Source organism: Cellulophaga fucicola (genome assembly GCF_900119145.1).
Lineage (GTDB): Bacteria > Bacteroidota > Bacteroidia > Flavobacteriales > Flavobacteriaceae > Cellulophaga > Cellulophaga fucicola.
Genome location: NZ_FPIY01000001.1, coordinates 1,295,233 through 1,315,235, shown reverse-complemented (window position 1 = coordinate 1,315,235; position 20,003 = coordinate 1,295,233). Strand labels below are relative to the sequence as shown.

The 20,003-nt window shown below is 32.1% G+C and carries 15 protein-coding genes; 9 read left to right on the top strand and 6 right to left on the bottom strand.

Annotated elements, in window-relative coordinates:
• Positions 1-40: 40 nt before the first annotated feature.
• From BT107_RS05775 to rlmD, 3 genes are read right to left on the bottom strand one after another with little or no spacing between them, the layout of a single operon-like run.
• Positions 41-808, bottom strand: a complete 768-nt coding sequence (locus tag BT107_RS05775; protein WP_072302789.1) for a DUF6048 family protein — start codon at positions 806-808, stop codon at positions 41-43.
• A complete protein-coding gene (locus BT107_RS05770) occupies positions 789-1,295 on the bottom strand; it encodes a DUF6452 family protein (RefSeq protein ID WP_072302788.1) in 507 nt (168 codons plus the stop codon). The genes BT107_RS05775 and BT107_RS05770 overlap by 20 nt, the downstream gene beginning before the upstream one ends.
• A gap of 39 nt (positions 1,296-1,334) precedes the next feature.
• Positions 1,335-2,747, bottom strand: a complete 1,413-nt coding sequence (gene rlmD / locus BT107_RS05765) for a 23S rRNA (uracil(1939)-C(5))-methyltransferase RlmD (RefSeq protein ID WP_072302787.1) — start codon at positions 2,745-2,747, stop codon at positions 1,335-1,337.
• 280 nt (positions 2,748-3,027) lie between these two features.
• Here rlmD and rocD point away from each other — a divergent pair, with 280 nt between their 5' ends.
• A complete protein-coding gene (gene rocD / locus BT107_RS05760) occupies positions 3,028-4,308 on the top strand; it encodes an ornithine--oxo-acid transaminase (RefSeq protein ID WP_072302786.1) in 1,281 nt (426 codons plus the stop codon).
• Between the two features lie 24 nt (positions 4,309-4,332).
• On the opposite strand, the gene BT107_RS05755 is transcribed toward rocD, so the two are convergent.
• Positions 4,333-5,379, bottom strand: a complete 1,047-nt coding sequence (locus BT107_RS05755) for a S66 peptidase family protein (RefSeq protein ID WP_072302785.1) — start codon at positions 5,377-5,379, stop codon at positions 4,333-4,335.
• Positions 5,380-5,415: 36 nt separating this feature from the next.
• Positions 5,416-6,720: a carboxypeptidase-like regulatory domain-containing protein gene (locus BT107_RS05750; protein WP_072302784.1), complete on the bottom strand. Its 1,305-nt coding sequence runs from the start codon at positions 6,718-6,720 to the stop codon at positions 5,416-5,418.
• Positions 6,721-6,948: 228 nt separating this feature from the next.
• Between BT107_RS05750 and bshC the strand changes: the two genes are divergently transcribed.
• From bshC to BT107_RS05720, 5 genes are read left to right on the top strand one after another with little or no spacing between them, the layout of a single operon-like run.
• Entirely contained in the window at positions 6,949-8,550 is a 1,602-nt protein-coding gene (gene bshC / locus BT107_RS05745) for a bacillithiol biosynthesis cysteine-adding enzyme BshC (protein WP_072302783.1), read from the top strand.
• Positions 8,551-8,555: 5 nt separating this feature from the next.
• Positions 8,556-9,926, top strand: a complete 1,371-nt coding sequence (locus BT107_RS05740) for a pyridoxal phosphate-dependent decarboxylase family protein (protein ID WP_072302782.1) — start codon at positions 8,556-8,558, stop codon at positions 9,924-9,926.
• Between the two features lie 51 nt (positions 9,927-9,977).
• Entirely contained in the window at positions 9,978-11,513 is a 1,536-nt protein-coding gene (gene guaA, locus BT107_RS05735) for a glutamine-hydrolyzing GMP synthase (RefSeq protein ID WP_072302781.1), read from the top strand.
• 2 nt (positions 11,514-11,515) lie between these two features.
• Entirely contained in the window at positions 11,516-13,927 is a 2,412-nt protein-coding gene (locus BT107_RS05725) for a LysM peptidoglycan-binding domain-containing protein (protein ID WP_170854701.1), read from the top strand.
• 45 nt (positions 13,928-13,972) lie between these two features.
• Entirely contained in the window at positions 13,973-14,470 is a 498-nt protein-coding gene (locus tag BT107_RS05720) for a DUF922 domain-containing protein (RefSeq protein WP_244543101.1), read from the top strand.
• Between the two features lie 78 nt (positions 14,471-14,548).
• Here the strand turns inward: BT107_RS05720 and BT107_RS17500 are convergent, their stop codons facing one another.
• Positions 14,549-15,649, bottom strand: a complete 1,101-nt coding sequence (locus BT107_RS17500; RefSeq protein WP_072302779.1) for a lipocalin family protein — start codon at positions 15,647-15,649, stop codon at positions 14,549-14,551.
• Between the two features lie 121 nt (positions 15,650-15,770).
• Here BT107_RS17500 and BT107_RS05710 point away from each other — a divergent pair, with 121 nt between their 5' ends.
• The 3 genes from BT107_RS05710 (at position 15,771) to yidC (ending at position 19,651) form a co-directional block, all read left to right on the top strand.
• A complete protein-coding gene (locus tag BT107_RS05710; protein WP_072302778.1) occupies positions 15,771-16,004 on the top strand; it encodes a DUF3820 family protein in 234 nt (77 codons plus the stop codon).
• Positions 16,005-16,065: 61 nt separating this feature from the next.
• Positions 16,066-17,688, top strand: a complete 1,623-nt coding sequence (locus BT107_RS05705) for a CTP synthase (RefSeq protein ID WP_072302777.1) — start codon at positions 16,066-16,068, stop codon at positions 17,686-17,688.
• Between the two features lie 115 nt (positions 17,689-17,803).
• Positions 17,804-19,651 (top strand): membrane protein insertase YidC, encoded by a 1,848-nt coding sequence (gene yidC / locus BT107_RS05700; RefSeq protein ID WP_072302776.1) that lies wholly within the window; start codon positions 17,804-17,806, stop codon positions 19,649-19,651.
• Positions 19,652-20,003: the final 352 nt, after the last annotated feature.

Below are 20,003 nucleotides of genomic sequence, written 5' to 3'. Positions count from 1 at the left end.
AGGAGTGCTTCTGGCTTTTTTTTAAGGTAATTAACCTTACTTATTTTGTTGGATTAGGTTCTTTATCTGTATTAGGAACCACCTTTTTCTTTTTTTTAGCCTTTTTGTATAACGGTATTAAATAGCTAACACTGTAATTGTATCCACTACCAAAATTGCTATCTTCTGTGGTTTTGTTAAAACCAGGAATCCAAATGTTAGCAAAGCCATCTCCAGTCTTGTTGCTTAGTAAATAGCCTAAACGTACACTTGCTCCTAAATATAAGTTCTTAAATAGCTCTACTTTAGTTCCTAAAACAAACTCGAACCAAGATGCATTAAGGCCATCAAACTCAGATAAGTTTTCTGTCCCTGTTACAAAGTCTTCATTCCAGTACCTATTACTATCGTAAATTTGGTAACTGTTTATTTTCTGTTTAAATGTACTATAAGCGTATCTACCACCAATATAGATAGAGTTGTTCATGCCATACCAATTATCATATACATTTAAATCTACACCAAGTTTAAGGTAGCTACCAGTGGTTGTAAAATTAAAATTATCTTCTTCTCTTGTGTTCTCCTCGTTGCCAAGTTCTGCAGCAACGTATAGGTTTTGAGACAGTCTATAGTCTCCTGTAATTTCTAAACCTTTGTAATCTTCTTTGTAAAAATTTTGGGCAAGTCTATTTAAGTCAACACCCAAACGTATACCGTAAGGCTGTTCGTAAACAAGAGAATCTTTCTTGTTTAAATCTATGGTCTTGCTTTGCGCTAAGCCGCTAAAAACAATGCCAAAAAGGCAAATACTAGTGATATATTTTAACATGTGTTACGGCTTGGTTTTCTACTGTGGTTTCTACTACTTCTACGTTTTTAATCCAATTATCAGTGTCAGCAGCAAGAGTGCTCGTTAGTTCATTAAAGTGAATAACAAATCCGCACGCTCTAGAAATATAAATTTCTTCTGTTGTATAATTAAAGGTAATAGTATCTGCATTACCTGTTTCTTCATCAGCATCGTTGGTAGCAGAGTTAGATATTAAATTATACGTTGTAGAAGTTGCATCTGTTTGTAAAGGAATACTAATAGTTTTTAAATCTGTTCTGTCTATAACTGTATCTACAGTAATGTCTTTGCCGTCACCAACAACTCTTAGTTTAGTAACTGCTTTTTCAGTTTCTTCTGTAGCATCAAATTCGTAAAAGTTAATCACCAATAAAGGTGTCTCGCCATCTACGCAGATGTCATCTTTTTCACAAGATGAAACACAAGTCGTAATTAGAATTAAACATAATAGTCCTATTTTTTTCATCAACTATAGTATTTTGATATTTTTAATTTGGAACAATTATTATGCCCTCTTTTTTAAAAGTACAACATTTTCTACATGATGTGTCTGCGGAAACATATCTACAGCTTGTAGTCTTGTAATCTCATACATATCTTTCATCAATTCTAAATCTCTTGCCTGTGTAGCACTGTTACAACTTACATAAACCACTTTGTTAGGGGCAATAGCTAAAATTTGCTCTACAACATCTTTATGCATACCTTCTCTTGGTGGATCTGTAATAATTACGTCTGGTGTGCCATTTTGAGCAATAAACTCAGGATTAAAAATCTTTTTCATATCACCAGCATAAAAAACAGTGTTGTCTATTTTATTATGCTCAGCATTGGCTTTAGCATCTTCTATGGCTTCTGGAACAGCTTCTATACCAACCACTTTTTTTGCTTTTTTAGCAACAAACTGTGCAATAGTTCCTGTACCTGTATATAAATCGTATACTAGTTCATCACCACTAAGCTCTGCAAAATCTCTAGTAATTTTATACAACTCGTATGCTTGGTCCGAGTTCGTTTGATAAAAAGACTTTGGATTTATTTTAAACTGAAGACCTTCCATTTCTTCAAAAATATGATCTCTACCAGCAAAACAAACAATATCTTGATCGTAAATAGTATCGTTATGCTTTTGGTTTATAACGTACAATAAAGCCGTAATTTCAGGGAATGTAGTAGCCAAGTGGTTTAATAGTAACTCTCTGTTTTCTTTGTTGTCGTCAAAAAACTGAATTAAAACCATAATTTCACCAGTAGACGTAGTACGTAACATTAAAGAACGTAACTCACCCGTATGGTGTCTTGGGTTAAAAAAGGTCATATTGTTTTTTGTAGCAAACTCTTTAGTCTCTAATCTAATCGCATTAGAAGGATCTGCTTGTAAATGACATTTTTTAATATCTAGGATTTTATCCCACATTCCTGGAATATGAAAACCTAAAGCATTACGATCTTCAATTTCTTTATCAGACTTTACCTCGTCTAAAGTTAACCATCTACTATCAGAAAAAGAAAACTCCATTTTATTGCGATAAAAATATTGTTTTTCAGAACCTAAGATAGGAGTAATGGTAGGTAATTCTAGGTGTCCAATTCTTGTCAAGTTATTTTCAACCTCTTTTTGTTTGTAAAATAATTGGTGGTTATAGCCCATATGCTGCCATTTACAACCACCACATACACCAAAATGCTCACATTTAGGTTCTGTTCTTTTATCAGATAAGGTATGGTAGTTTATAGCAGTACCTTCAAAATAGGCTTTTCTCTTCTTTGTAGTTTGTACATCCACAACATCACCAGGTACGGCGTTATTTAAAAAAATTACACGTCCGTCAGGAGCCTTTCCTATAGTTTTTCCTTTTGCACCAGCATCTACTACTTCTACATTTTCAAAAACTACTCTTTTTGTTTTTCTTCGCATAGCGCAAAAATAGTAGAATTATTTGTTATCTAAATGCTTGACTATTATTAATTACTAATAAAATTGCAGCTACATACGGATTACTATTTTTTAATATAGAGTTTTGGTTATTTTTATTATTATTTTGAAGAATTATAAATTAATGACTATTAAATTATTAATGTCTTAATTTTTTTATGCTCGCTTAGCAATTTGTAATTTGCAGCACATTAAAAAATAAGGTTGATTTCTCTCCTTTAAGCAGGAATCGTTTAAGTTTTATATTTAAAAGAAGAAGATTATGTCAATTATTAAAGGATCGGCATCTGCAGATGCAATTGCATTAGAAGAAAAGCACGGAGCACACAATTACCATCCATTACCAGTTGTTTTAAACAAAGGTGAAGGTGTTTTTGTATGGGATGTAGAAGGTAAAAAGTACTATGATTTTTTATCTGCTTATTCTGCAGTAAATCAAGGTCATTGTCACCCAAAAATAGTGGGTGCAATGGTAAACCAAGCACAAACGTTAACGCTTACATCTAGAGCATTTTATAATGATATCTTAGGTAAGTTTGAGAAATTTGCAACAGAGACATTTAACTACGATAAGTTATTACCAATGAACACGGGTGCAGAAGCTGTAGAGACTGCGCTTAAAATCTGTAGAAAATGGGCTTACGAAGTTAAAGGTATTCCAGAGAATGAAGCACAAATTATTGTTTGTGAGAATAATTTTCACGGACGTACTACTACTATTATTTCATTTTCTAATGATCCTGTTGCTCGTAAAAACTTTGGACCTTATACTAGTGGTTTTATAAAAATTGAGTACGATAATTTAGTTGCATTAGAAGCGGCTTTAGAGAGTAGCAAAAATGTAGCAGGATTTTTAGTAGAACCAATACAAGGTGAAGCTGGAGTTTATGTACCTAGTGAAGGTTATTTAGCAGCGGCTAAAGAATTGTGTAAAAAGCATAATGTATTATTTATTGCTGATGAAGTACAAACAGGAATTGCACGTACAGGTCGTTTATTAGCTACTTGTGGTAATTGTTCTTGTGAAGATAAAAACTGTTCTGGAACTCCAGAGGTAAAAGCAGATATCTTAATTTTAGGTAAAGCTTTATCTGGTGGTTCTTACCCAGTATCTGGTGTATTAGCTAATAATGATATAATGGGTGTTATTAGACCTGGTAACCACGGTAGTACTTTTGGTGGTAACCCTGTTGCAGCTGCAATTGGTATTGCTGCGTTAGAAGTTGTTAGAGATGAAAAACTAGCGGAAAATGCTCAAGTATTAGGTGAGTTATTTAGAGCAGAATTAACAAAATTTATTGCTACTAGCGATTTAGTTACTACAGTTAGAGGTAAAGGCTTATTAAATGCTATTATAATTAACGATACAGAAGATAGTTCTACTGCTTGGGACATTTGTATGGCGTTAAAAGAGAATGGTTTATTAGCTAAGCCTACTCACGGTAATATTATTAGGTTTGCGCCACCATTGGTAATGACTAAAGAACAATTATTAGACTGTGTTTCTATTATTACAAAAACTTTAAGCGAGTTTAAAAAATAAGGGTTACTATTTTAATAAATACAATTAAAGCACGGCTTTTTCTACGACTGTTAATGTCATAGAGGTCGTGCTTAATTTTGCTTTAATACCAATAGGAAAAGTAAAATTAGTAGGTATGTGCCCAAAAGACATTCCGTATACTGCAGGTATGTTTAAAGGTTGTAATCTATCTGTAATAACTTCTTTAAGAGTAAAAGCTCTTTTGGAGCTGGAAGCTTCGCAACCAGCAAAAACACCTAAAACTAAACCAGCAGCATTTTTAAAATTTTTACCTTCTATTAGTTGTGTTAGCATACGATCTATGCGGTAAGGAGATTCTTCTACGTCTTCTATACAAACAATTTTATCTGTAAAATCTATTTCGTGTGGAGTACCAATTAGTGCATTTATAAGCGTTAAGCTACCGCCAACTAAAATACCGTTTGCAGTACCAGGAGTAATAATATAACGTTGGTATTCTGTGTCTTCTTTTTGTTTTTCTGTTAAAACGGAATTTTTAATTTCAAGATTTTTCTTAGGATTAACAACCAGTTGCTCTAGTTGAGAAATTCCATATTCATTATCTAATGTTGTACCTACAGGACCGTGAAAACCAACCAAGCCAGTTTCTTTATAAAAACCATTTAATAAGGTTGTTATATCGCTAAAACCAATAAAAACTTTTGGATTATTTTTAATTGTATCATAATCTATCATCTGCATTATACGTGTGCAACCGTAGCCACCACGAGCACATAAAATACCATCTACATTTTGGTTTGCAAACATTTCATTAAGGTCCTTAGCTCTTTCTTCATCAGTATTGCTAAAATATCCATAGTTACCAATAATACGATCCGTATGGTAAGGAATAAATCCCATTTTACGAAGGGTTGCCTTTGCGTGTTCTAAGCCGTCTGAAGATACTGCATAACCAGGGGCAACTAAACCAATAGTATCACCTTTCTTTAATCTTTTGCCTTTTAATAATGTTGTAGTTTCATTTGTAAAGCTAGTATTTACCGTTATGGGCAACATACTAGCAGCAGCGGTACCTAGGGCAGATGCAATAAATTTTCGTCGTTTAAGCATTGTAGTAAATTGTATTTCTACTACTAATATACACTTTTATGGTTTTGCAGAAGAGCCATTTCCTTTGCTTCTTTTTAATTGACGGTTAATTTTTTTTATGGCAGACTCTATAGATTTTTCGGGTTCTATAATGTTGTATTCTCCCCAGAAGTCAGGATCAGAGAAACCAAAAGCCTCATCACCTAAAATAATTGAAGTCCTTATTTTATTTTTTCCTTTAGGAGATTCTTTGGTTGTATTTTTCTCCCAGTCTGTAACTGCCATTTCACAACTCATACTATAAACAGAGTTAAAAAGTCTATCGTCCCAATTAATTTTAAACTCCAGAATAGCACTGCTATAGCCATAGTACCATTTGTTGTTTTTTTCTCTGTAATCTACTCTGTATGCAACATCAGTTGGCCATACTTTAGCTCTGTTTGGTTTTTTACGAACAAATAGTTTTGCAGCTTTTTGTTTGTCGGTAATATTTAAAGAATAAACAGCACTAGTAAGTATTTTTTTTTCTGCATCTATATATAGTTTTCCTCTATATAAAGGATCGTTGGTAGTTTCGTTTTGTTTAAAACTAATAACATAGATTAGCTTGTTGTTTATTCTTGTAGAATGATCAAAAGTAAACTCGTAATATTTTAATAGATCTACACCAAAAATGTACTGTGGATATTTCATAATATCTACGTAAAGTGCATTAAAAGGACCTCCTTGTAACTTTAACGCAAGTGTGTCCATCTTAGAGTAATTGGTGCTTTTACGAGTTTTGTATAATTCAACAACATCATTTCTTGTATTAGAGTATGGAGCCTTGTATATGTTTACAACAGCTTCAGATAAAGAAATATTTTTTCTTCTTTTTTTTATACTTTCTCTGTAAAAAGCAGTCATTAGAGTTGGGTCGTTAAAATAATTTTCTCCTCTTTTTTTTAGTGTCTCTAATACCAATGCTCTTGGGTCTTTTGGTATAGAGATGTTTATTTCGCTTAGTTCTGTAATAGTTATATCTAGGTATATTTTATTGTTTCCAGATTTTAAATCTTCTAAAGCAATAGTTTTTGTTTTGTATCCTAAAAAAGATACTATTAATTGACCATTGCTAGTTTCTTTTGGTATTTTTAAAGAGAATTTACCTTCTGCATTACTAATAGTGCTTATATTGGAGTTTGCAAGTGTTAGTGTTGCAAAAACAAGAGGTTTTCTAGAGTTATTATCTATTATTTCTCCTTTAAATTGATTGTAATCTTGTGCATTTACATTTTGTTGTCCTAAAAAAAATAGAAAACAACTGATAAGAAACACATAAAATACCGACAATTTTATTGGTTTTGTTTGTGAGAGTGTCATAGTAGAAGGTTTAGTAGTTAGATATAAGCGGTAATCCGAGTTTCTTAAAGATACGTTTTTTTTAACACTTTTTAAGTTTTTATTAGCAAGGATTTATAATAATCTAAGTCTAAAAAGTACGGATTACTTACAAATGAATGCTTAGTTTTATCGTTTTTTAAACACAACATTTTTTTTAGAATTAGATAGGTAAAGTATTTTTATCTTTGCACGTATATAGTCGTATTTATGAAAGTCAACAATATTCCGTATCACAAAACAGGTTATTTCTCTAGTTTAATGTGCGATTATTTAGAAGAGAAAAAAGAATTAGATCTTTTTTATAACAGGTTTCCTAACTTAGAAAACTTTAAGGATCAGATAGCCGAAAAAAGCAAGAACTTCCCTAAAGAGAATAGGGCTATACTAGCAGAAGCTTTAGGTGGGCAGTACACAGAAATTGCAGCATCAGAAAAAACAAAAACAAATATTTCTTTATTAAAAGAACAAAATACATTTACTGTTGTTACTGGGCATCAGCTAAATTTATTTACAGGACCACTTTATTTTTTATATAAGATAATATCTACCATTAATTTAACCGAAGAATTAAAAAGAACTTACCCAGAACAAAACTTTGTACCTATCTATTGGATGGCTACAGAAGATCACGATTTTGATGAGATAAACTATTTTAATTTTAAAGGGAAAAAATTACAATGGAATATTGATGCTTCAGGTGGGGTAGGTAGGTTAAGTACAGAGGGTTTAGACCAAGTGTATCAGGCATTTTCTAGTGATATTGGCGGCGGTAAAAATGCAGAAGATCTTAAGGCATTGTTTACAAATGCGTATTTAAAGCATACAAACCTTACAGATGCAACAAGGTATTTAGCAAACGAGCTATTCTCTGCATATGGTCTGGTTATAGTAGATGGCGACGATAAAGAACTTAAGAGGTTGCAAATACCTTATGTAAAAGAAGATCTTTTTAAGCATACAGCGCAAACCAAAGTAGAGGCTACAATAGCAAAGCTTAGTTCAGTGTCTACAGATTATAAAATACAAGTAAACCCTAGAGAAATTAATTATTTTTATTTGGTTGATGGTGTTAGAGAACGAATTATAGAAAAAGATGATATATACCTTGTAAATAATACTAAGACTACGTTTACTAAAGAAACCATACTAAAAGAACTTGATGAATTTCCAGAGCGCTTTTCTCCAAATGTAGTTGGTAGACCATTGTTTCAGGAGATTATATTACCTAATCTTTGTTACATAGGTGGTGGCGGAGAATTAGCATATTGGTTAGAACTTAAGACTTATTTTGAGAGTCAGAATGTAACTTTTCCTATGTTGCTTTTACGTAACTCGGCCTTGTTAATTTCTAAAAAACAGGGAGAAAAGCTTCATAAATTAAATGTGTCAATTCAAGATTTGTTTTTAAAACAAAACAGTTTGGTTAATAAAAAAATTAGAGAAATATCTAATGTAGATATAGATTTTACCAAACAAAAACAATATTTAGAAGAACAGTTTAAGGAGTTGTATGTGCTTGCAGAACAAACAGATAAAACCTTTTTAGGCGCTGTAAAAGCTCAAGAGGTAAAACAGAAAAAAGGATTGCAAGCATTAGAAGATAGATTGTTACAAGCGCAAAAAAGAAAGTTAAAAGACCATGTAGTGCGTTTAACAGATGTGCAAAACGAGTTGTTCCCTAATAAATCTTTACAAGAAAGAAATCATAACTTTTCTGAACCTTATTTAGAGTTTGGACCAAGTTTAATAACTGCTTTAATGGCACATTTAAGGCCGTTAGATGGTAATTTTTTAATATTAGAATTATAAAATAAATGCACAAAATAGATTTAGGGTTAGTAGAAATGACAATGGATATAATGAAATACGCCATTGATAGAATTTCTGCAACCGAAAGAGAAATAGGGAAGCCAGTTAAAGCAGCAGAGTTAAAAAGCTTAGTTGGCGAAACTATTACGGATAAAGGTATTGGAGGTGAAAACGCATTTAATTTATGGAAAAAACACTTGGCAAACGCAAATGTGCAAATAGACCATCCTAGGCATTTAGCATTTGTACCAGCATCACCAACTAGAGCAGCTATTATGTTCGATTTGGTTACCTCTGCATCTAGTATACACGGTGCATATTGGATGGAAGGAGCAGGTGGTATTTTCTGTGAAAATGAAGCTATGAAATGGATAGTTTCTTTAACAGGTTTACCAGAAGGTGCTTTTGGTGTTTTTACAAGTGGTGGTACAGCAGCCAATTTATCTGCATTGGTTACAGCAAGAGAACACTTTAGAGAAAAAGAAGAGAATAGAGGCAAAAAAGGATTAATTATAGCATCAATAGGTGCGCACTCGTCTGTAAAAGCAATGGCTAAAGTTATAGACGTAGATATTCTTTTGGTAGATTCAGAAGAGAGTTTACATCAATCAGAATTAGAAGAAACAATTGCAAATTTATCTGAAGAAGAGCGTAATAGACTTTTTGCAGTAGTTGCTACTGGCGGAACAACAAATGCAGGTATTATAGATGATTTAAGTGGCATAGCCGCAGTTTGTAAAAAAGAAGATTTATGGTACCATATAGATGCGGCTTATGGTGGTGGGGCTTTGGTAGCAGATTCTGTAAGGCACTTATTTAATGGTATAGAACAAGCAGATAGTATTACAATAGATCCGCATAAATGGATGTTTTCTCCGTACGACTGTGGTGCTGTAATTTATAAAAACATGGAGTTAGCAAAAAATGCACACTCTCAGCAAGGTTCTTATTTAGATATTTTTAAAGATGAAGGTGCACACGGTTTTAATCCAACAGATTACCAAATACAGTTAACACGTAGAGTTAGAGGCTTGCCTTTATGGTTTTCTTTAGCAATGCACGGTACAGACAGATATAAAGAAGCTGTAGAGCGTGGGCTAGAATTAGCGCTGATTGCAGGTAAAATGATAGAGGAGCATCCAGATTTAGAATTGGTAAGAGAGCCAAGTTTATCTTGTGTGTTGTATAGAAGAAAAGGTTGGAAACCAGAAGACTATACGCATTGGACTTATGAAAATCATAAAAAAGGATTTGCTTTAGTTACACCTACAAAATGGAAACAAGGTGATACTTATGAGACTGTTTCTAGATTTTGTTTTATCAACCCAGATACAACAGAAAAAGACATAGAAATGATATTACAAACAATGGAGTAAATTTTCAATAGTTTCGTTTAGCTTTTTTATAATTAAATATTACTTTTGCGCATGCAACATGACAAGGTATTAATTTTAGACTTCGGATCGCAGTATACACAGCTTATTGCGCGTAGAGTTAGAGAACTCAATATTTATTCCGAGATTCACCCATTCAACAAAATTCCAAAAAACTTAGCAGAGTACAAGGCAGTTATCTTATCAGGTAGCCCTATGTCTGTGCGTTCAGATGAAGCTTTTCATCCAGAACTTAAAGGTATTAGAGGAGAAAAACCAATGCTAGCCGTATGTTACGGAGCTCAGTATTTGGCACATTTTTCTGGAGGCGAGGTAGCCCCATCTAATACAAGAGAGTATGGTAGAGCTAATTTAAGTTTTGTAAAAGAAGACGAAGCTTTTCTTAAGAATATAAAGGAAGGTAGCCAGGTTTGGATGAGTCATAGTGATACTATAAAATCATTACCAACAAATGGTACATTGTTAGCGAGTACACATGATGTACAAAATGCAGCATATAAAATAGAAGGAGAAACAACATACGCTATTCAGTTTCATCCAGAAGTTTACCACTCTACAGACGGTAAGCAATTGTTAGAAAACTTTTTAGTAGACATTGCAGATGTAAATCCAGATTGGACACCAGATAGTTTTGTAGAAGAAACAGTAGATGCTTTAAAAGCACAGATTGGAGAAGATAAAGTTGTTTTAGGTTTATCAGGAGGTGTAGATTCTTCTGTAGCAGCAATGTTATTGCATAAAGCAATAGGGAAAAACCTATACTGTATTTTTGTAAATAACGGATTGTTACGTAAAAACGAATTTACAGATGTATTAGAACAATACAAGGGTATGGGCTTAAACGTAAAAGGAGTAGATGCTTCGGCACGCTTTTTGGATGCTTTAGCTGGGTTAAGTGATCCAGAACAAAAGCGCAAAGCTATTGGTCGTGTATTTATAGAAGTTTTTGATGATGAAGCACACCAAATACAAGGAGTAAACTGGTTGGCACAAGGAACAATTTATCCAGATGTTATAGAAAGTGTTTCTGCAACAGGTGGGCCAAGTGCAACAATAAAGAGTCATCATAATGTAGGAGGCTTACCAGATTTTATGAAACTTAAAATAGTAGAGCCTTTAAAAGCTTTATTTAAGGATGAAGTAAGACGAGTAGGAGCATCTATGGGAATGGAAAAAGATCTTTTAGGACGTCATCCTTTTCCAGGACCAGGATTAGCAATTCGTATATTAGGTGATATTACACCAGAAAAAGTAGCAATTTTACAAGAGGTTGATGCTGTTTTTATAGGTGAACTTAAAAAAAGTGGACTATATGATAAGGTTTGGCAGGCCGGAGCCATACTTTTACCCGTAAATAGTGTAGGAGTAATGGGCGATGAGCGTACTTATGAAAAATGTGTAGCTTTACGTGCTGTAGAAAGTACAGATGGTATGACCGCTGATTGGGTTAATTTACCATATGAGTTTTTACAAAAAGTGTCTAATAATATAATAAACAAAGTAAAAGGTGTAAATAGAGTAGTTTATGATATTAGCTCTAAGCCGCCAGCAACCATAGAATGGGAATAATTATGAATAGTAAATTTTTTAAAACAGTTCTTTCTTTTTTAGTAATATGTCTAGTTACAGCTAGTTCTTACGCTCAAAAGTATAAGACACACCCTGTAAAAAGAGGGGAATCTCTAGAGAGTATTTCTAAAACCTATAATGTTGCTATAGACGATATTTTAATTTATAACAAAGAGATTAAAAAAGGACAGAAACTGTCTCCTAATACCATTTTAATTGTTCCAATGGATAAAAAAATGGCTGCTGTAACAGCTTCTTTATTAGAAGAAAAAGCTGTGGAACAAGAGAAGCCTATTCGTTTTATTGAGCATAAAGCAAAAAAACGTGAAACATTATATAGTCTTTCTAAGGAGTACAATGTTACAGAAGACGATATAAAGCGTTATAACAAACAGTTATACTCAGAGCAATTAAAAAAAGGAACTGTTTTAAAAATTCCTGTTTATAAAAAAGTAGCAGCTTCAACTACAGTTATTAATAGTACTGATGGTAGTAATACAATAGCTAATACAGTTGTAACTTATGAGGATACTCCGGATAAATTTATAAACTATAAAGTTAAAAAGAGAGAGACTTTATATGGTATATCTAAACAATTTAAGGTTACTCAAGATCAAATAAAAAAGTACAATAAAAGTTTATATTCTGATGATGTAAAAAAAGGAATGACTTTAAAAATTCCGCATTACAAAAAAGTAGAAGTAAAAGAATTTGTACTTAAACCTTACGTTGTAAAAGCAAAAGAAACACGTTGGAGTATTGCCAATAAATTTGGTATTACTGTAGATAGTTTATTATTGTTAAATCCAGAATTACCTAAATCTTCTAATTACTTAGCAGAAGGTCAGCAGTTACAATTACCAGAGAAAAATGTATTATACAGAGATAGTATCGTAAAAACAGGAACTTCAGATGTACCTGCTTTTATTACCTATACTGTTCCTCCAAAAATGACTTTTTACAGGTTAGAAAAAGCATACGGTATTTCTGAAGATAAGATCAAAGAAGTAAACCCTTTAGTTAAAGAAAAAGGATTACAAGAGGGAATGAAAATTAAAATTCCAACTTTAAAAGATCAAGCTTCAACAGATAGTCAGGCAATAAATTCTGATAATTTTATCTTTTATGTAGTAAGACAAGGTCAGGGAGAAATGTCTTTAGTTAGAGATTTAGGAGTTTCATTTAGTGAGTTAACTACTTTTAATCCTGCTTTAAAAGACGGAATTAAAGCTGGTATGTCATTAAAGTTACCAAAAACAAGAAGTAATAATTTCAACATTAAAAATTCACTAATACTACCAAAAATTAATTTAGTAGATAGTATTAATGTTGCTATTAAGCCTAAAGTAATGGTTTTGTTACCGTTTAGATTAGACTTAATAGATGTAAACAATACATCATCAGCTAAAAAAGGAATAGAGAAAAGAACAGATACTAATATAAGTCTAAGCTTATATTCTGGAATGCAATTAGCTTTAGAATCTTTAAAGCAAAAAGGAATTTCTATAGATGTTAGCACTTTTGATACGCAATCTACTAGTAGTGTAGATGCTGTTAAAAAAGTTTTAGCAGAAGAAAACGTTGCAGATTATAGTGCTGTTATTGGTCCTTTAGATCCTGCATCTATACAAGAAGTAGCTAAGAAAACTGCAGGTTTACAAATACCTGTAATATCTCCTAACTTGGCAGAGCAAGAAATAGGTTTTGGTAATACATTTTACTCTTTACCATCTGATGAAGTTTTAAGAAAAAAGGTGTTAGATTATGTTTCTAGTATATATACAAACCAAAACATAGTAATTATTGCAGATTCTAAACATAAAGCAGAGTCAGATGCTATTACTGCAAGGTTTCCAAAAGCTAAGAAAGTTGGTTTAATTAAAGATTTAACTATTAATATAAATAAATTAAAATGGCTTTTAGTTCGTAATGCAGACAACTTTATTTTTGTAGAAACAAGTAATATAGCATTATCTAAACATGCAACTTCTGTAATAAACTCTTTAAATACTAGAGATACTAAGATTAGAATGTTTACAACAAATATTAATAAAGCTTTTGATAGAGATGATGTTGATAATATGCTTTTATCTAATTTAAACTTTACTTACCCAGCTGTAAACAAGGAAATAACAGATTCAGAATTTAATAGTTTATACAGGTCTAAGTTTGGGTCTAATCCTAATAAATATGCTGCAAGAGGTTATGATATTATGTATGATGTACTTTTAAAGTTAGCTTATAAGAACGATTTGTTTGAAGTATCTAAGATTGTTGGAGAAACAGAGTACATTGCTAATAAGTTTAATTATACAAATAAACAAAATGCAGGTTTTGTTAATACAGCAGCTTATATTATGCAGTATAATGATATGAAAGTTATTGAGGCAGAAAAGGTAGAACCTAAAAAGTAATGTTTTATGCTTTTCTTTAGGAAAATATGTTTTTTACTTGTTTTAGTGATATGTAAAAATGTACAAGCGCAAACAGAGGAAACTATTTTATGGAAACCAGGAGTAAAATTAACTTGGTCTAACTTTAAAGAAAAAGCGCCAGTAAGTAATAGAGTGGCAGCAATTACTGCTAGTGGTATTAATTATAAATACACAACAAGTTTTAAAAATAATAGCGCCAGTTTCACTTTTGAAATTGGTGCTTTTTTTTATCCTTATAAATCTTGGTATAAGAAAGACTTATGTACAGATATTACATTGAGTCATGAACAATTGCATTTTGATATAGCAGAACTCTTTGCTCGAAAAATGAGATTGAAATTGAGTACTCTAAGCCCATCTCCTAATACAAGAAAAGAAGTTAAAGATATTTATGCTAAAATAAATAAAGATCTAGAGGCTTATCAAGATTTATATGATAAAGAAACAAACTACTCTAGAGACATAGAAAAACAGCTCTTTTGGAATAAGAAAATAGCTGCTGATTTAATTAAGAAAAAATAGGGGCAACTCTATTAACAAAAAAGAGTGACACATAATTATGTGTCACTCTTTTTTTGTGTTATTAAGTATAGGGAATAATTACTGTTCCTTTATCATTGTAATTACCAAAGTGCCTTTGGTGTCTAAATCTACACCTCCTGTTTGTATTATTCTGTTTACTTCAGTTTGTAGCACTAAACTAGTTTCTGTTAAACTTATTATTGTGTAGTTGCCATCTACAATTTCATTTGCATTAAGTTCTAGTGTATTGTTATTAATATTCCAATCACCAGAAGTAAGCGGACTTTCAGATGTTATTGTTTCCGTGTAATCTTTTCCTAGAAAGTTAAACTGTATAACTGTAGTATATTCTCCTGTGCTTAAAATTTTGTTAGGATCTTCTGTAAATGTTGCTGTAGAGCTTTCGTTTTCAGAACTTGCTGTGTATTCTAATGGATATGTTTGGTTGTTTACTACTGTGCTGGCAGTTCCATTATCTATAGTTGCGCTAACTAGTGACCATGTACCAAGAATAGGAGATTTTACAATTTCCTCGTTTACAACTAATGGGTCTGTTCCTGTGTTTACTTCAGTGATATTATTAATACCGTCATTATCACAATCTAAAATATTCCATTCATTAGATGTAGTTACGGTTTGACTATTTAATAAGAACGAACAATTTTCTGTTGGGTCTGTATTGTCTGTTAATTCAGTTCCATCTAAAACACCATCACCATCTGTGTCTTCTTCTAAAGGGTCAGTTTCATTAGTCTTTTCTTGTCCGTCATTCAAGCCATCATCATCAGAATCAACATTTAAAGGGTCTGTTCCATCATTTTTTTCTACTCCATCATTAACGTTGTCATCGTCAGAATCAGGATTTAATGGGTCTGTCCCATCACTCTTTTCTGTTCCATCATCAATGTTGTCGTCATCAGTATCAGCTTTTAGAGGGTTTGTGCCATCTTTTTTTTCATCACCATCATCAACACCATCATTATCCGTATCTGCTTTTAAAGGGTCGGTACCATCATTATTTTCATCATCATCACTAATGCCATCTTCATCAGTGTCTAAATCTGTATTATCTGTATCTGTATTTTCGCTTTGTTCTATTAAGTTAAAAAGTTCTTGACTATCTTTGTTGCAAGAATTTAATAGTAATAAAAAAACAAATAGGCTAATTACCTTTTTCATAGTGTAGTTGGTTAAAAGTGTTTTTTGCAGTAAATATATCTTCTTTTTTACTGAGTTTAAAGTGTATGTTGTTGATTTCTTTAGGATTTACGAATAAAAAACGATTTTGGACTTTTATACTATGTTAAAAAACGACAATAAAAAATTAATAGAATTGGCTCATTATAGAATGCCGTTTGGTAAGTATAAAGGCTGGTACTTAGTACACTTACCAGAACGGTATTTAATTTGGTTTAATCAAAAGGGATTTCCTGAGGGTAAACTAGGTAATTTGTTAAAATCTATGCTTGAAATTAAAATAAATGGATTAGAAGATATCATTCTAAAAATTCAGAAAGATTTTCCTAAAGAATAGTCCTCTTTTGTTATAGCAATTTGCTATTTTTGCTTGCGTTAAGAAAACAACCTAACGCTACATGGCAAATACTAAGTACATTTTTGTAACCGGAGGGGTTACATCTTCTCTAGGAAAAGGAATTATAGCTGCATCTTTGGCTAAATTATTACAAGCTAGAGGATATAGAACTACCATTCAGAAATTGGATCCGTACATTAACGTAGATCCAGGAACATTAAACCCTTACGAACACGGAGAATGCTACGTTACTGACGATGGTGCAGAAACGGATTTAGATCTTGGTCATTACGAACGTTTTTTAAACGTTAGAACCTCACAAGCAAACAATGTTACTACCGGAAGAATTTACCAAAGCGTTATAGAAAAAGAACGTCGTGGTGAGTTTTTAGGTAAAACAGTACAGGTTGTACCGCATATTACCAACGAAATTAAAGAGCGTATTCAAATACTTGGTAAAAGTGGAGATTACGATATTGTAATTACAGAAATTGGTGGTACTGTTGGTGATATTGAGTCTCTACCTTATATAGAAGCTGTTAGACAGTTGTTATGGGAACTTGGAGATAATAACGGAATTGTAATTCACTTAACATTGGTGCCTTATTTATCTGCTGCTGGAGAGTTAAAAACAAAACCAACACAACACTCTGTTAAAACATTAATGGAGAGTGGTATTAAGGCTGATATTTTAGTGTGTAGAACAGAGCACGAAATATCTGACGAGATTAAGCATAAATTAGCATTGTTTTGTAATGTTAAACGTGAAGCGGTTATACAATCTATAGATGCATCTACTATTTACGATGTTCCTTTATTAATGCAAGAAGAAGGTTTAGATACGGTTGTTTTAGAAAGGTTAGCTTTATCTGATACTGTAAAACCAGATTTAACTACATGGAACCAATTTTTAAAGCGTCACAAAAACCCTAAGAATAATGTTACTATTGGCCTTATTGGTAAATATGTAGAATTACAAGATTCTTACAAATCTATTTTAGAAGCTTTTATACACGCAGGTGCAGAAAACGAAGTAAAAGTAGAAGTTAAGTCTATACATTCTGAGCATATTTTAGGTAAAGATATGTCTGAAGAATTAAAAGGTTTAGACGGTATACTTGTTGCTCCAGGATTTGGAGAAAGAGGTATAGAGGGTAAAATTGAAGCTGTAAGGTATGCTAGAGAAAACAAAATTCCGTTTTTAGGTATTTGTTTAGGTATGCAAATGGCAGTTATAGAGTTTTCTAGAAACGTTTTAAAATTAGCAGATGCTAATTCTAAAGAAATGGATGAGTATACGCCAAACCCAGTAATAAATTTAATGGAAGAACAAAAAACCGTAGTAAACAAAGGTGGTACTATGCGTTTAGGTACTTGGGCTTGTCATTTAGAAGATAATAGTTTAGTAAAAGAGGTGTATAATGGTACAGCAGATATTTCTGAACGTCATAGACACAGATACGAGTTTAATAACAAGTATAAAGAACAAATAACAAAAGCAGGTTTACAGGCTTCTGGTATTAACAAAGATACAGGTCTTGTAGAAATTGTAGAATTACCAAAAGATGTACATCCTTGGTTTATAGGCGTGCAATATCACCCGGAATATAAGAGTACAGTAGCTAACCCACATCCACTATTTGTTGGTTTTGTTAAAGCTGCCTTAGACCATAAAAAGCAATAAAAGAGTGTCAGTTTGGCATAGAATGTACATTTGGGCATATATTTGCAAACTGTAATTTATTATTAACACAAATTAGATTTGTAGTTATATACTATAAAATCTTTGACATATTAGAATGGAAGAAAAGAAATTTGACCCTAAAACCCTTATTGGTTTTTTACTGATTTTTGGTTTATTTGTTGTGTGGTTTAACACCACGCAACCAACTGCAGAAGAGTTAGAAGCACAGAAAAAGGAACAAGACAAAGTTGAAGCATCTGCTACAACAGAAAAGGAAGAACCTGCAGTTGCACAAACTCCAGTTTTAAATTTAAACGATTCTACAGAAGTAGCTAACTATAAAAGTAAAATAGGAGCTTTTGGTTATACGCCATCTAAAGAAGGTACTACGGTTTTAGAAAATAACGTTCTTTTCTTAAAGGTAGATAATAAAGGAGGACAAATAGTAGAGGCAAAGATGAAAAACTTTGTTACCTATGACTCTCTTCCTCTTTATTTAGTAAAAGATAATAATTCTAGTTTTGGAATAACATTTACTACATCAGACAACAGAGTTTTAGATACTAAGGAGTTATTTTTTGAACCAACAATTTCTAAAAACGGAAAGAACACTATTCTTTCTATGAAAGCTAAAGTGTCTAGCACAGACTTTTTAGAATATAGATACGAAATTAAGCCAGATGAATATTTATTAGATTTTAATATACGTTCTCAAGGTTTAAATGGTGTTATAAATTCATCTGCTCCAATTACATTAGAATGGAAACAGAAGGGAATTCGTCACAGTAAAAGTGTTACTTATGAAAATAGGTATACACGTTTAACGTATAATCATGACGATGGTGATATTAGTAAATTGTCAGAAGGTAGCGATGATGAAGAAGATGAAGAAGTAGACATAAAATGGTTATCATACAGACAACATTTTTTTAGCTCAATTTTAGCATCAGATACACACTTTAAAACTGCTAAATTAAGTTCTAAGAATTTAGTTGAAGACGATACTCCAGAAACAAAGTATACTAAAGAGAATACTGCAATCTTGCCTTTAGAAGCAAAAGGAGGTGAACTTGCGTATAATATGAACTTGTATTACGGGCCAACAGATATACAAGAACTTTCTAAATACGAAGATCTTGGTTTAGAAGATTCTATACCTTACGGTTGGGGTATCTTTGGTTTTATTAACAGATACGTATTTACACCAGCATATACATTTTTAAGTGGCTTTTTACCTTATGGTATAGCAATTATAGTAATGACAATAATGGTACGTTTATTAATGTCGCCAGTAACATATAAGTCTTACTTATCCCAAGCAAAAATGAAGGTGTTAAAACCTGAAATTGCAGAAATAGGAGAAAAGTATAAAGACAATGCAATGAAAAAGCAGCAAGAAACGATGAAGCTGTATAACAAAGCAGGCGCCAGTCCTATGAGTGGTTGTTTGCCAGCTTTAGTGCAGTTGCCAGTATTTTATGCTTTGTTTATGTTTTTCCCAACATCTTTTGCATTGCGCCAAAAGCCGTTTTTATGGGCAGACGATTTATCTTCTTATGATATTATAGCGGAATTACCATTCCATATTCCATTGTACGGAGATCACGTAAGTTTGTTTCCAATATTAGCATCTATTGCCATTTTCTTTTATATGATGATGACATCTGGACAGAATATGCAGCAACAACCAGGTATGCCTAATATGAAATTTATACTTTATCTATCTCCATTAATGATGTTAGTATTCTTTAATAGTTACGCAAGTGGACTTAGTTTGTATTACTTTGTATCTAACTTAATTACAATATTTATTATGTTGGCAATTAAGAAGTTTATTATAGATGAAGATAAGATACACGCTAAAATTCAGGAGAATAAAAAGAAACCTAAAAAAGAAAATAAGTTTCAGAAGAAGATGCGTGAAATGATGGAGCAAGCAGAGGAACAAAAAAAGAATAAGTAATATTCTTTTAATTTATATATAAAAATCCTGCTTCATAACTGAAGCAGGATTTTTTTTACAAGTATTTTTAAATAAAAAAAGCCCCTATTTCTAGGAGCTTTAAGCACTAAGTAGGTTAAGCTTAGTTACATTTGGGACTCCAAAGATGCAACCTATTAGAGGATCTAAAAAAGTTTAGTTGTCAAAGCCTCTTTTTTGTATGTTAATTAGAGTCATTTTGTTGTTAAACATCCGACTAAGTTTTGGAGTAGATTTTAATCGATATAAAACATCGATAAACAGCATAAATTTGTATCATAAATTAAAGATTTATGCATAGTAATAGAAATACAAGACATTTTAGTTTTTTGTA

Coding starts and splice junctions, on each gene's coding strand:
- BT107_RS05775 (WP_072302789.1), bottom strand. CDS start 808: ATGTTAAAATATATCACTAGTATTTGCCTTTTTGGCATTGTTTTTAGC.
- BT107_RS05770 (WP_072302788.1), bottom strand. CDS start 1,295: ATGAAAAAAATAGGACTATTATGTTTAATTCTAATTACGACTTGTGTT.
- rlmD (WP_072302787.1), bottom strand. CDS start 2,747: ATGCGAAGAAAAACAAAAAGAGTAGTTTTTGAAAATGTAGAAGTAGTA.
- rocD (WP_072302786.1), top strand. CDS start 3,028: ATGTCAATTATTAAAGGATCGGCATCTGCAGATGCAATTGCATTAGAA.
- BT107_RS05755 (WP_072302785.1), bottom strand. CDS start 5,379: ATGCTTAAACGACGAAAATTTATTGCATCTGCCCTAGGTACCGCTGCT.
- BT107_RS05750 (WP_072302784.1), bottom strand. CDS start 6,720: ATGACACTCTCACAAACAAAACCAATAAAATTGTCGGTATTTTATGTG.
- bshC (WP_072302783.1), top strand. CDS start 6,949: ATGAAAGTCAACAATATTCCGTATCACAAAACAGGTTATTTCTCTAGT.
- BT107_RS05740 (WP_072302782.1), top strand. CDS start 8,556: ATGCACAAAATAGATTTAGGGTTAGTAGAAATGACAATGGATATAATG.
- guaA (WP_072302781.1), top strand. CDS start 9,978: ATGCAACATGACAAGGTATTAATTTTAGACTTCGGATCGCAGTATACA.
- BT107_RS05725 (WP_170854701.1), top strand. CDS start 11,516: ATGAATAGTAAATTTTTTAAAACAGTTCTTTCTTTTTTAGTAATATGT.
- BT107_RS17500 (WP_072302779.1), bottom strand. CDS start 15,649: ATGAAAAAGGTAATTAGCCTATTTGTTTTTTTATTACTATTAAATTCT.
- BT107_RS05710 (WP_072302778.1), top strand. CDS start 15,771: ATGTTAAAAAACGACAATAAAAAATTAATAGAATTGGCTCATTATAGA.
- BT107_RS05705 (WP_072302777.1), top strand. CDS start 16,066: ATGGCAAATACTAAGTACATTTTTGTAACCGGAGGGGTTACATCTTCT.
- yidC (WP_072302776.1), top strand. CDS start 17,804: ATGGAAGAAAAGAAATTTGACCCTAAAACCCTTATTGGTTTTTTACTG.